General features: G+C 36.5%; 6 protein-coding genes, 1 tRNA gene and 1 pseudogene. 4 read left to right on the top strand and 4 right to left on the bottom strand.

Annotated elements, in window-relative coordinates; genetic code table 11:
• Positions 1-120 precede the first annotated feature (120 nt).
• The 3 genes from DEU40_RS13775 to DEU40_RS13765 form a co-directional block, all read right to left on the bottom strand.
• Positions 121-1,803, bottom strand: coding sequence for an APC family permease (locus tag DEU40_RS13775; RefSeq protein ID WP_110010360.1), 1,683 nt, complete (start codon positions 1,801-1,803; stop codon positions 121-123).
• Between the two features lie 104 nt (positions 1,804-1,907).
• Positions 1,908-4,172, bottom strand: coding sequence for a CocE/NonD family hydrolase (locus DEU40_RS13770; RefSeq protein WP_110010359.1), 2,265 nt, complete (start codon positions 4,170-4,172; stop codon positions 1,908-1,910).
• 182 nt (positions 4,173-4,354) lie between these two features.
• Positions 4,355-6,592, bottom strand: coding sequence for a CocE/NonD family hydrolase (locus DEU40_RS13765; RefSeq protein ID WP_110010358.1), 2,238 nt, complete (start codon positions 6,590-6,592; stop codon positions 4,355-4,357).
• 257 nt (positions 6,593-6,849) lie between these two features.
• Here DEU40_RS13765 and DEU40_RS13760 point away from each other — a divergent pair, with 257 nt between their 5' ends.
• The 4 genes from DEU40_RS13760 to DEU40_RS13745 all read left to right on the top strand — a co-directional run bounded on the left by DEU40_RS13760 (position 6,850) and on the right by DEU40_RS13745 (position 12,239).
• The gene (locus DEU40_RS13760) at positions 6,850-9,813 is read left to right on the top strand and encodes a tetratricopeptide repeat protein (protein ID WP_110010357.1); all 2,964 of its coding nucleotides are present in this window, start codon (positions 6,850-6,852) and stop codon (positions 9,811-9,813) included.
• Positions 9,814-9,816: 3 nt separating this feature from the next.
• Complete coding sequence (locus DEU40_RS13755; protein WP_110010356.1) at positions 9,817-10,308, top strand: hypothetical protein; 492 nt, start codon at positions 9,817-9,819, stop codon at positions 10,306-10,308.
• 35 nt (positions 10,309-10,343) lie between these two features.
• Entirely contained in the window at positions 10,344-12,107 is a 1,764-nt protein-coding gene (locus DEU40_RS13750; protein ID WP_110010355.1) for a TonB-dependent receptor, read from the top strand.
• 60 nt (positions 12,108-12,167) lie between these two features.
• Positions 12,168-12,239: transfer RNA gene (locus tag DEU40_RS13745), tRNA-Arg, on the top strand.
• Positions 12,240-12,984: 745 nt separating this feature from the next.
• Here the strand turns inward: DEU40_RS13745 and DEU40_RS22855 are convergent.
• Positions 12,985-13,221 (bottom strand): annotated as a pseudogene (locus tag DEU40_RS22855) (recombinase family protein); the annotation flags it as partial.
• Positions 13,222-14,062: the final 841 nt, after the last annotated feature.

The raw sequence follows: 14,062 nt of genomic DNA, 5'->3' as shown, positions 1-14,062 counted from the left end.
AATTCTGCCGATTTTTAAAAGAGCCCAAAAAAGTAAAAAGGCAAAATAACAAATCAGGTCTTTCCATCAGGTGTAACCTATCTGCTATTTTGCCTTTCCGCAATTTTATTAAGAGCTTACTTAGCTGTCTTTTAATTCTTTTCCAAGCTTACTGTTTTTATATCCGTAGCAGAAATAAATAACCATACCGATCAGGAACCACATTCCGAACCAGAACCAGTTCTCATGGCTCATTCCTGTAAGAAGATACAGACATGAACTTAAACCAATCAATGGAATTAATGATAAATTCTTGATAAAAGCTACGACACATAGAATCAGGTTGATGATAATAAAAAAGAAAATAGAAGCTCTGAATTCTCCTTCATTAGGATCTGACCAGTTCATCAGATTATCAAAAAACTCAGGCTGCCATTGGTAGAAAGCCAGTAAACCTCCAATGAAAATGACAGGGAAAATGATTTTACCATTCACGTAAGGAAGGTGGAATCTGCCTTTAATTTTTTCTTTAGCTGGAAGCATTAATACTCCGGCACATACCAGTACAAAAGCGAAAATAGTTCCGATACTTGTAAAATCAAGGATGAACGTTTTATCTGTAAACAGGATAGGAATACCTACCACAATTCCCGTAACGATCGTTGCGTAGGATGGCGTTTTATACTTAGGATGTATTTTTTGAAATCTTGCAGGCATCAGTCCGTCACGGCTCATGGCATACCATATTCTCGGCTGTCCCATCTGGAAAACCAATAATACGGTAGTGATGGCAACAATCGCAACGAAAGAAACAACAAGCTCCATCCAGGCTACATTGGCATTCGTTTTTTCAAATATAAATGAAAGCGGATCTCCCACACCATCAAATTTTTTGTAATCTACCATTCCTGTTAAGACCAATGTCAAAGCAATATAGATCACGGTACACAATACAAGAGAGATAATCATTCCTTTTGGTAAGGTCTTCTGCGGGTCTTTCGTCTCTTCAGAAAGAACACTTAAGGCATCAAATCCGATATAGGCGAAGAATACTCCGGATACGGCACTCATTACTCCGGCAAAACCATTCGGCATGAAGGATGGTGTTCCGGTTGTCGGGCTTACCGGGGTCCAGTTTTCAGTATTGATATACGCAAAACCAACAAGAATAACGAGTAAAATTACTCCAAGCTTTAAGATAACCAGAGAGTTATTGAAGTTTTTACTTTCTTTTACTCCTACATAACAAAGCCAAGTAATCAAACCGTTAATAACCAATGCCGGAATATCTACAATGAATTTCAAACTTCCGATTAATGGAGCGGTCTTCCATGCATTTAAGAGTTCCTTGTTTTCTGAACCATATTGAACGGCTTTTCTGGCTTCGGTATAGCTGCAGGTAAGATAATCAGGGATATGCATTCCGAGACGTCCTAAAAAACTGGTGAAATAATCTGACCAGGAAAAGGCTACGTAAATATTCCCGAAAGAATATTCCATGATCAGAGCCCAGCCGATAACCCATGCAATCAATTCCCCAAAACTGGCATAAGCATATGTGTAGGCAGAACCTGCCGTAGGAATTCTGCTGGCAAATTCAGCGTAGCATAAAGCGGTAAACCCACAGGCAAAACCACAAATCAAATAGAGTAGTATTACACCGGGACCGCCTCTGAAAACGGCTTCTCCCAAACTGCTGAAACTCCCAGCTCCAATAATGGCCGCAATACCAAAAAATACAATGTCCCATACACCCAGCACTCTTAAAAGTCCCGTCGAAGTATCTGTATCTGAATAGATTTTTCTTCTAAAAAGTTGACTCATTCAATAACTATATTTGATTTGAAAAAAAGCAAATGTAATGATTTTTTATTTTGATGTTAACAGTTGTTAAAAACATTTGGGGAAAAATGAGCAAACAAAAGAATTTACTCTTTATAAATGGGAATTTCCACATAACTGTCGTTGTACCATTTTATTTCCAAAGGCTCACCTGCATCTTTTATAGTTTCATCACTTACATTTTTTCCTGTGCCATAATTGACCTGCCAGTTCTTATTTTTATTAACTCCTACCAGTAAGACCAGTTTACTTCCTTTTTCTATTTTTTTGCTGATGAAAAATGAGTTTTTGATTGGGATCTGCTCCTTTTTGCCAGGTTTAAGCAGATGACGTTTGGAATTGTTTTTTGCATAGCTGGCTCGGGTAAGATGTGTAGACAGTAAAAATATCTTACCATCAGGCTGTACCTGATATAATAGGGTTTTGGGATCAAAATCCTTTTTGTTGATGGAAACGTTGAATATTCCGGATAAATTTCCGCTTATTGTAATATCCTTTTCCAGAATTTCACTTTCAAAATAAATAGAATTGGTTACATACACACTATCCTGTTTGCTTACTGTATGATAAAGATATTTCGGATTTCTGTCTTTAAAATCAATGGTCTGTTGGGTAAATTGTTCAGTTCCGGATTTCTCAAAAACTGAAGAACCGTTTTTACGATCCTGAAGATAAAATTTAAGAGAAGATGAGTGCATTTTATCAAGAGTAGGAACATGTTTCCATGTATTACTGTTCATGATCTGAAAATTGACTTTATCTTTCAGAAGTTCCGGTTTTTTGCCATCCTTCAGAATATAATCAAACCATGAAAAAGCAAGTTGATCAATACTTATTCTGGCTACAGGATCTATGAGTAGATTCCCATAACCGAAAACATAAACATAATTGTTTCCATAGCTTTGAGCTGCTGCATGATCATAAGGTCCTATCACTAAATAATGGTTAGGATTTTTGTTGTATTTGTGATGTTCTTTAAAATAATACAATGCTCCGATCTGATCAGCATCATAATAGCCTGTAGTCGTTAAAACAGGAATGTTTATTTTGGCAAATTCTTTTTTGTAAGGGACCATGTTTTGCCAGTATTTATCATAACCGGGATGATCCAGCCATCTTTGGAATATTGTATTGGGCTTCCCGCTTAAAGAATCAAGGGCTCTGAATGATCTGCCGCTTTTGTACCATGCTGTATTGATGGAATCCCATTTTGTATCATTATTAAAGCTTGCTTCATCAGTCAGCTTATTATTGGTGACATAGTGAATCCACTGGAGCATATAACCCTTGAAGACATTATTCTGAGAAGGATAATCTATTCCGATCCCTACCGAAACCTGAGGTACAATGGTTTTCAAAGCCGGGTGCAGTTTTTTGGCAGCTGCCCATTGGCTGAATCCTAAATAACTTCCGCCTATCATTCCTACTTTACCATTGCTCCACGGTTGCTTGCTGACCCAGTCGATGACTTCATAAAGATCCTGAGCTTCGTCTTCAAATGGATGATTGGGGTCATTGCTGTCTCTTTTTCCACGGGTGTTAACCACGGCTCCTACGTAATTGTAAACTGCTGCTCTTTTCCCTATCGCTGCATCTAAAAATTCCCCGGCATAAATATTATTGGTAAGTATAACAGGAAGAGGAGAAGTGTTTTCTTTTTTTCGTACAATCGTAATGGTAAGTTTTGTTCCTTTTTTTAAAGTAAGGATTTTGGTTTCAATGATGAATTTTTCCTGCTCCTTTACTTTGAACAGCTGCATAATCTGAGGCTTGATGCTTGAGTAAGTCTTATAATTGACATAGTTCTTACATAAAGCCAGAGCGGAAGCATAGTCTATGCTGTCCTTATCTTTTTGTTTGTCAAGTGTTGCATTCAACCTCTTTTTATGGTCCTTTACATCTGAATCAATATCCAGAGTGGGTCCTACTTTGGTGGTCAGCGGTTCGGATAAACTTTCATATCTTGTAGTAAAGGCCGCTTGAAGAGCGGCTGGAAACGGAATATTTTTATCCTTTTCCATCAGTCTGGCTATACTGTAGATTTCATGAGCAAGATATTTGTTCCCCGCCATATTATGATCTGCATATTCCTTACGGTAATCGGTTAAACTTGTAATGGAATTTTTGTAATCCTTTGCCGCGAGCTGTAAACGAAACAGGTTATCTAAAAACGTGAGTACATACTTCGGTTTGTTCTTAGGAGACTGATATTCAGTAATCACCTTTAAAGCGAGTTCGGGAATTTGTTTTTCCAAAATCACAGAATCTGTTGTTGCTGCTTTCGGAAAGTAAAATTTCTGAGCCTGCATTATATTGACAAAACATAATGCTAAAAGTATCTTAAATTTCATTAATGATGTATTTTGAGCTTCTGATGAAAAAGTATCATATCAAAATATGTACTTCGCCATTAATTACCCAATTGGTTATTTTTTTTAGCGGGCTAAATTAAGAATTTTAATCAGTAAAGAATGAAATGATCTTATTATTTTTTATTGCATAAAGCCCGCTGAAATGTGTTTAGAAAAGGTTTTTAGTCTTTATAAACAGGAATTTCCACATAGCTGTCATTGTACCATTTTATCTCCATGGGCTCACCGGAATCCTTTATCGTTTCTTCACTTACGTCTTTGCCAGAACCATAATTAATCTGCCAGTTAGGATTTTTATTAACGCCGACCAACAACAGGAGTTTGCTTCCTTTCTCTATCTTTTTACTCATAACATATGAGTTGTTAATGGGAATCTGTTCTGTCTTGCCCGGTTCAAGAAGCTGTCGTTTTTGATTGTTTTTTGCATAGCTGGCTCTCACGATATGAGTTGATAGTAAATAGGATTTTCCATCAGGAGAAATCTGGTACAGATAGGTTTCTGTATCAAAATCTTTTTTATTGATCGAAACATTGAAAACTCCTGACAGGTTTCCACTCATGATCATATCCTTGTCGAGCACTTCACTTTCGAAAACTATAGAATTAGTCATTTTAATACTGTCTTTTTTGCTGACATTGTAATAAATGTCTTTCTGATTCCTGTTTTTAAAATCAATAATTTGGGTTGTGAAACTTTGAGCTTCAGGTTTATTAAAGACTGAAGGCGTATTTTTTTTGTCCTGAAGATAGAATTTCAAAGAAGAATTATGCATTTTATCGAGATCACCCACATGTTTCCAGGTATTCGTATTCATGACCTGAAAATTAATTCTGTCTTTCAGTAGTTCAGGTTTTTTGCCTCCTTTAAGAATATAATCAAACCATGAAAAAGCAAGATCATCAATGCTTATTCTGGCCAGCGGATCAATAGGATTGCCATTCACGTAAGTAAATCCGAAACTTTGGGCTCCTCCATGATTATAAGGACCTATGACCAGATAATGGTTCGCATTTTTATTATACAGATGATGCTGTTTAAAATAATACAGCGCACCAATCTGATCATCATCATAATATCCCGTTGTAGTCAGAATAGGAATGTTGATTTTAGAAAAATCCTCCTTGTAAGGAACCATTTTCTGCCAGTATCCATCATATCCCGGGTGATCCAGCCATCGTTGGAATATTTTGCTGGGTTTCCCGCTTATTTTATCTAACGACCTGAATGATTCCCCGCTTTTATACCATTTTGTAAAAATAGAATCCCATTTTACAGCATTGGTAAAATCTGCTTCATCGGTAAACTTATTATTGGTAACATACTGGATCCACTGAAGCATATAGCTCATGAAGATATTATTCTGAGCCGGATAATCAATCCCGATTCCCACGGCAACCTGAGGAACAATCGTCTTTAATGCCGGATGCATTTTTTTTACGGCTGCCCACTGGCTGAAGCCTAAATAACTTCCTCCGATCATTCCTACTTTCCCGTTGCACCAGGGCTGTTTGCTGACCCAGTCTATCACTTCATAAATATCTTGCGATTCATGCTCAAAAGGATTGTTCACATCATTGCTGTTTCTCTTACCTCTGGTATTGACAACCGCACCTACATAATTATAAGTGGCAGCTCTCTTTCCAAAGAAGCCATCAATGGGACCTGCATAGATATTATTGGTTAAAATAACAGGAAGCGGGGAAGTATTTTTCTTTTTGCGGACAATAGTGATCGTTAAGGTGTTCCCGTTGATCTTAAGATCTTTCGTTTCGGTAATGAATCTTTCATTGTCTTTTGAGGCCAGCAGCTGCATGACCTGAGGCTTAATGCTGGAGTAGGTTTTATAATTCAGATAACTTTTACATAGCGCCAGTGCCGTTCTGTAATCGATGCTGTCTTTGTCTTTTTGCTTAACCAGCAGACTCTTCAACAGTTTTCTGGATACGTTCACATCTCCGTTAAGAGCGAGTTCCAGTCTTGGAACCAGATTTTCCGGAAGACTTTCATATTTTTGGTTGAATACTTTCTGAAGGGCATTCGGAAAAGAGATGTTTTTTTCTTTTTGCTCCATTTTAGCCATCGTGTACAATTCAAAACCTATCAATCTGTATCCACCCATATTGTTATCGGCAAAGAAATTGCGGTTTTCAGAAAGGGAAGCCAATGAGTTTTTATAATCCTGGGCGACCATCTGTAAACGGAAAAGGTTATCCGTAAGATCAACGGGATTTTCCGGCTTGTATTTTACCGACTGAAGATGAGGAATCACTTGTTGTGCAAGTCCTGGAATCTGTTTTTCCAGTATAACAGAGTCATTTACAGCTGTCTTTGGAAAATAAAACTTTTGTGCCTGCAGGAGGTTTACCCAAATTAATGCTAAAAGAATCTTAAATTTCATGAGATGGTGTGTTTATGGTATGTTTTTAGCTGCTGTTGAAAAAGTATCAAATTAAAATATGTTTTTGATAACTGTTTGTAAAAATTGTTTATATTTTATCAAACGAATGTAGTAAATTTTATCATTGTATGGTGAGAAAATTTACATTGTTATCAAATAAGAATTAACTGTCATTAACACTGTTAAAACTTGCTTAAACAATAAGTTTTTAATATTTTCGTTAACTTATTTAGACTAATTTTCTTATATCAAGAAGAATGAAATCAAAAAAAATACTTTTAGCGGCTGCGGTCATCTATTTCGGAATCTCCGATGCTCAACAGTCCCAATATTTTACCCAGAAAGAAAATTACAGGTTCAATCTAGCCGAAAATCTTTATCAGACCAAAATATACAACGCTTCCCAATACGAATATGCAAGACAATATTTCTACAATCAGAATTTGTCCCGTTCGAAAAAGGAAGGCGCCCAGTTTTTTGATAATGTGATCGGTGTGATTCTTCAGAAAAATCATGCTGAAGAAGGGTTAACGGCTTTCATGAAAGAATATCCTAATTCTGCTTATTTTGCGCAAGCTAATCTTCCTTTGGCAGATTACTATTTAGCAAAAAAAGATTTCGATAAAGCGCTGGAGACTTTGAAAAAAGTAAATCAGTATCAGCTTTCGAAAGAGGAGAATACCGAGTATATTCTGAAGCTTGGATATGCAAAATTCATGACGGGTGATTCCAAGGGAGCTACTGATGCCCTTGAAGAAGCTTATAAATCGGCAGATCAGTCCCAAAAAGGAGATATTGCTTATATGCTTGGGCATTTGTATTACAGCAACAGACAGAATGATAAAGCTTTCCAGTATTTTGATTCGATAAAAGATCAGGATAAATTCTCAAAGCTGGTACGTCCTTATTATGTACAGATGTATTACAATGATAAGAACTACGATCAGGCTATTACAGAAGGAACAGCTTTGTTGAACGAAAATATTTCAGATTCTTATAAAGCGGAAGTTCATAAGATCATCGGGGAGAGTTACTTCATGAAGAATGATTACACCTCTGCGTATCCACATTTGAAAGATTATCTGAGTGTACAGCAGAATCCATCTGAAAACGATTTGTATGAGATGGGATTTGTCGCTGCACAGCTGAAGAAATATGATGAAGCGGTTTCTTATTACAACCAGCTTCTCAACAGCAATTCTGCCTTGGCACAAAATGCTTACTACCAGCTTGGAAATGCTTACCTGGCTGTAGATAAAAAACAGGAAGCGCTTTCCGCATTCCGTTCTTCTTATCAGATGAATTATGATGCTAAAGTGAAAAAGCTGGCTCATGAGCAGTATGCTAAACTAAGTTACGATATCGGTAACCCGTTTGAAAGTCCTTCAGCGGTGATCCAAAGTTATATCAACGAAAATCAGGATGGTGCCAATGCTACAGAAATGAGGTCATTACTGGTGAAATCCTATCTGTATTCCGGAAACTATAAAGAAACTCTGAATGCTATTGACAGATTGCAGAGTTCAACTCCTGAGATCAACAAGGTAGACCAGGAGGTTTCTTATTTATTAGGAACTGAAGAATTCAATAAAGGAAATTATGATGAGGCCGAGAAATATTTCTTAAGAAGTCTTGGTTTCAATATCAATAAAGAATTTAACAGCAGAGCTTTATACTGGCTGGCACAGGTATATTACCAGAAAGGAAACTATCCTTCTGCCATTGTTCGTTACGAAAAGCTTCTGACTGAAAACTTCCCTGAAAAACAGCAGCTGCCTTATGATTTAGGATATGCTTATTTTAAATCCAAAAAATTTGATCAGGCTGCTACTTACTTTAAGCAGTATCTTACCAATCCGAAACCGGAGTTTAAAAATGATGCAGAACTTCGTCTTGCAGATATCCATTATGCCAACAATGATCTGAATGAAGCCATTGCTATCTATGATAAAAACGAAGATGCTACGGATTATACCTTGTATCAAAAAGCAATGGCTCTGGGATTCAAAGGGGATACACAGGCGAAGATTAACAACCTTAAAAACCTTTTATCAAAATATCCGGATTCAGAATATTATGATGATGCTCAGTACGAAATAGGAACAGCATATGCCGCTCAGGATGATTTTGCCAACTCTAATGATTATTTCGGAAAAGTAATTAAAGGTTCTTCCGACAAAGATCTGATCGCGAATGCTTCTATCTATAGAGCGCAGAATTACATCGACCAGAATCAGAATGATAAAGCACTTTCTGAATTAAAATCTCTGGGTGAACAGTATAAAAATACGGCCTATGCTCAGAAAGTTGTTCAGGCTGCAAAACCTATCTTCACGAAAAACGGAGATGTTTCAGGATATGAAACTTTCGCAAGAAATATTGGAGTAAATGTAGATGCTGCTGAAATTGATGAGATCAACTTATCTACAGGTAAGCAGTTGTTCGCGAAGAAAGATTATAAGAATGCCATTTCTTATTATGAAAAGTATCTGACACAGAACCCAACAGGGGAAGGATTGTACCAGGCGAAGTACGAATTAGGAGAAAGTTATTATCAGACTAACAATTCAACTAAAGCTTTACTTGTCCTTCAGGAAGTTGCTGGAATTCAGAATGATTACCAGGATGATGCACAAACTCGTTTAGCTCAGATCTTCCTTGTACAGGGGAATACTGCTGAAGCTAAAAAGTACCTTGAAGGCATTAAAAACTCTTCCAACATCAGCATTAAAAACTATGCAAATGTGGAATTGATGAAACTGTATGCGGAAGAAAATAATTTCTCAGAAGCTGAAAAATTAGCCAATGCAGTAATCGCCAATTCTAAAAACTCGGCAGCCGTTATTGAAACTGCGAAAGTGATCAAAGCAAGAAGCCTGATGAACTCAGGAAAAGATAAAGATGCACAGACTGCCTATTCTTCTCTTGAAAAATCATCCAATACTTCAGTAGCTGCAGAAGCTCTTTACGCAAAAGCCTATTATCAGAACAAAGGAAAAGCTTTCAAGTCTTCTAATGAGACGATCTTTAAGCTTGCCAACAACTATGCATCAGAAGAATTCTGGGGAGCAAAAGCGTTGGTATTGATGGCTAAAAACTATATCGGCCTGAAAGATAACTACCAGGCAAGTTATACCTGTGATCAGATCATTGCAAACTACAAGGATTTCCCTGAAATTGTTGGAGAAGCAAAAGAAGTTAAAAAACAGATTAAGAAATAGTACATGAAGGTTTTTAAAATTTCCATATATTCTTTTTTAATTTCTGCTTCACTCTGGAGCTGTATTCCTTCATACAGTGCCTATCCAAAAGAGTATAACCACGCAAAAGCTGACTTCCAAAAACAAAAGGCTTTTGTAGTGAATAAGGATCTTAAGAAAGAATTTGAGATTTTAAAACATTCTGATATTTATGAAATTGTAGAAGACAGTACCAATGTATCTAAGATAACACTGCATCCGATGAAAACTTATACTCCTCCTTGTGGAAACCCAATGATTGGAAGTATGATTACAGTTGGGTTACTGCCTTCAGCATTTCCTTATGATATAGTTTACAGTTATGATGTAGCTGAGAATAGTGCAACGAAAAATTATCAATACAAATTACAAGTTTATCAAAGCCTTTGGCTGTTTAATATATTCAGACTGGGGAGAACTTTTTCAAAACAGTCGGGGAAAGCTTTATTAGGCAGTTATATTGCTTCCAATAAATAAAAGCCCGTTATATATTTTTTTCAAATAAAGAAAATATGAACAAGAAAATTCAATTATTATCCATATTATTTTTAGGGGTTTCGTCGGTGGCGTTTTCCCAGATCAAGGAGGAAAAGCTGGTTCTTAACAAAAAAAGAGAACCGGAAGTGAAGAAGATCGAGAAGAAGAAAACTTCTGTGGAAACCATTAAAAATTATCCGCCGGAAGAGAAATCGCAGACACCTGTGAAATATACCATCACAGATGTTCCTGCTGTTTCGGATTTCAAAACTTCAACCATTCAGGGAGAGGACGTAGCACCAAAATTTGACGGAACTGCTCAGAATAATTATTTCCAGTTCGGAATGGGTAACTACGGGAAAATCCTGGTAGATGGAAACGTTTCAAAAACTCTTGAAAATAAGCTTGAAGTAGGTGCAGATGTTCATGTTCTTTCCACCAATGGTCTTAAAAAAGATTATGACTGGAAATCCGGGCAGACTTCAGCGAATATCGCCGCTTTCCTCAACTCTTATGGTGAAAAAGGGAAGTTCAACCTTAATGCTGAATATGGCTTAGATAGCTATAATTATTATGGGATCTACGCTATGCAGCCTACCGGAGAGCTTGATCTGAAACAAAAAGTAAATCAGTTTAAAGTAAACGGGTACTACGATTTTTATTCCAATGAAATCTTAAATGATGTAAGGGTAAAATCATCATTCCTGAAAGATCATTTTGATGCTCAGGAAAATCAGGTGTCCATTCTTGCCAATTTCTCCAAACATGCTGTTGAATTAGGAAAATCAGGAATCAACCTGAATGCTGACCTTGGAGTAGGATTGGATGCGGTAAAGACAGATTTTGCCATCAGGGATAAAAACTCTGCTAACTTCTTCAATACCAGCCTGACTCCGAAAGTAACTTTCAGAAAAGGAGACTCTTATTTGACGTTAGGATCTTTATTCTCTTTCCTGAATGCTAAAAATTCCAACGACCAGTTAGAACAGCAAAAAAATAATAAAACCTATTGGTTTCCGCAGGCGGAGTTTCAGTTTGCTGCGGCTAATGAATTTAAATTCTACGGAGGGGTAGACGGTGGTTTGAAACTGAATACGTACGGAGATATGTTACAGACGAATCCATTTATCCTTTCTGACCAGTTTTTAAAGCCCACAGAGACTAAATATCATTTTTATGTAGGATTGAGAGGGGACATTGACGAAACGCTGAAATACGACTTCTCTGCGGGTTATGGAAAAATGAGAGATATTATGTTCTTTAAGGCCAATGATCTTTTCGATAACAACTCTGTTAATCGTTCTGCCTACAATTTTGCCAATACATTCTCTGCAGTGTATGATGACGGAAATGTAAGCGATATTAAGGGTAGTGTGCAGTATTTCCCATTGGCTAACCTTATTTTAGACGGAGAATTGAGGTTTACCAAGTACGATCTTAACACTTACGACAACATTTATAACGTTCCTTTGTTCAATGCGAGCATCGGGGCAAAATATACAATGCTTGACAAGAAGTTATTACTTGGATTCAAAGGAATATTTGCAAGTGACAGAACTACAAACTCTTATGCGATAGAAGGGATAGGTGATCCTAACATAATTTACCAGTCTACAGAGAATACAAATGATAAAGTTGGAGGGTATGCTGATTTAAATCTTTCCGCAGAGTATAAAATTCACAAAAATTTCAGTATTTTCGCACTCGGAAATAATCTTCTGAGCTCAAAATACCAGACGTACAAGGGATATAAAGTCCTGGGTGCACAGATTTTGGGAGGCGTGAAAATTACTTTCTAAAGTATAAATGACAGGTAATCAAGCATTACTCATTACTTATCATTCATTACTGATGAATACGGCTGCATAGTTTAATGGATAGAACTTCGGATTTCGGCTCCGACAGTGAGGGTTCGAATCCTTCTGCGGTCACTCGGACGGACGAGACATTTTTTTTAATGTTTTGTCCGTCTTTTTTTGTTTGTAAACAATTGTTAATGTGTAAGATATAAGATAACGCAGAATTTAATTTTGGTGTTCGAAACGCATTTTCTTCAAACTCAAGTTTTTCTGCTAAAATCGAACATAATATGTCACGTTTAGTTTCTGTATCTCCTTGTGAGTAGAGCTTTGACAGATTAGGTATGATCTTTAGAACCGTTTCAACTTTTTTCGTGATATTAAGATTTTTTTTTGTCAATTTCTGATTTTGTAATTCCATTTCTAAATTGTCTAACTTAGCTTTGGTATCAGATTTTATGATACGGTAATCATCATAATCTAGCAGATCGTTCAAGTATTTGTCTCTGGCATTGTCTAATTTATTATTTAAATCTTGTAATTGCGAGATAAGATCTTTTTTTCTGTCATCAACATTTTGTTGGATATGTTTAAAATTAAACAGTATTATTTCCTTTAATAATTGTTTTGCGCTTTCGTTAAAACTCAATGTTTTTAATTGCTCTTCAAAAATTGTATTGACCACAGTGGAATTGTATCTGTAGCCACACTTTGAATTACAATGGTAATAGTAATATATTTTAAGTTTGCCCTTGGAGCCGCTTCCTGAGATATGTTCCCCACATCTGGGACATTTCAGAAAACCTCTGAGTGGTAAATTCTCCGAAACAAGAATTTTGCCCCTTGGCCTTTCATCCTTCGCTTTTCCAGTGAGTACCTGCTGAACTTGGATGAATAATGAATCAGAAATCAGGGGGTTATGCTTTCCTTCAACAATACATTCCTCCTCATCTTTATCAGCCTTTATAAAAATTTTGCCACAATAAATAGGGTTACGGATAGACTTATAAAATGAACTTCTACTGATAGGACTTCCTCCCATCGAATTCATTTTTTTGCGTATTTGGTCTATGGCATATTTTCCTTTGGAAAGTTCGTTAAAAGCCCAGCGCATATTTGAAGCCTCAGGTTCTTTTAGGGCCACATATTTTCTTCCATCTTCAGTACATTTATTAATATAACCATAAGACGCGGTGCCCATCAGTCTTCCTTCTTTTTGAGCTCTTCTCATCCCATAGAATGTATTAAGTGCTCTTCGATCATTTTCTACCTCTGGTGCAGCTAAATAGATGGCAAGCATCATTTTGTTTTCCGGTATTGTATAGGTCTTCAGAAATTCTTCACCTTCACCGCTTGAATGCTTGAGGTGATGCTCAATCTGTTTTCCAATTTTTTCAGATTCTTTGAGAGGAGAGGTAAAAAAGTTAAATGAAGTAGGGTTTTTGAGCTGGCTGAGGAAATTGGAAAAAAAGTTGGAAAATAAATCGCCCTGCTTATCAATTTTTAAAAACTGATTTTGATTTTTTTGAGTATTGGGAACTGTCATTAGATTTCCTTTTTCATCAACTGTTTTTACCGCTTCAATCTTCTGGGTTTTGGGATTGAAAACCAATAGAGTATTGAGTGAAGAGGGATCAGGATTTTGAGTGTTTGTGCTATCTTCCATGATGTTAAATATTGATTTAACATCGAAGTTAGACATATTGGATAGGAAAAGTTAAAAGTGGAAGTAGGTGGGGATATTTGGCTGGTATTGTCTGGGAAATACCAATAAGACATTAATTTTTAACAGCTTTTTGTCGCTACTATGGTAAAAATAATTAATTTTAGGCCGTCTCGATCGAGACGTTTTTTTTCATCATTTGTGTTTTTTATCCTGTTTTATTATTGATAAAACAGGATTTCTAGTTTGGGTTAATACACAACATATATACCTCCTAATGACTGATGATTAC

The sequence above is a fragment of the Chryseobacterium sp. AG844 genome (assembly GCF_003182335.1).
GTDB classification, from domain to species: Bacteria; Bacteroidota; Bacteroidia; order Flavobacteriales; family Weeksellaceae; genus Chryseobacterium; species Chryseobacterium cupriresistens.
Note: the sequence above shows the minus strand (reverse complement) of the source record. Positions and strands in the feature narration are given on the sequence as shown.

What these genes read in the sequence shown, in the direction of transcription:
- DEU40_RS13755 (WP_110010356.1), top strand. Translation starts at nt 9,817, where the DNA reads ATGAAGGTTTTTAAAATTTCCATATATTCTTTTTTAATTTCTGCTTCA.
- DEU40_RS13750 (WP_110010355.1), top strand. Translation starts at nt 10,344, where the DNA reads ATGAACAAGAAAATTCAATTATTATCCATATTATTTTTAGGGGTTTCG.
- DEU40_RS13770 (WP_110010359.1), bottom strand. Translation starts at nt 4,172, where the DNA reads ATGAAATTTAAGATACTTTTAGCATTATGTTTTGTCAATATAATGCAG.
- DEU40_RS13760 (WP_110010357.1), top strand. Translation starts at nt 6,850, where the DNA reads ATGAAATCAAAAAAAATACTTTTAGCGGCTGCGGTCATCTATTTCGGA.
- DEU40_RS13765 (WP_110010358.1), bottom strand. Translation starts at nt 6,592, where the DNA reads ATGAAATTTAAGATTCTTTTAGCATTAATTTGGGTAAACCTCCTGCAG.
- DEU40_RS13775 (WP_110010360.1), bottom strand. Translation starts at nt 1,803, where the DNA reads ATGAGTCAACTTTTTAGAAGAAAAATCTATTCAGATACAGATACTTCG.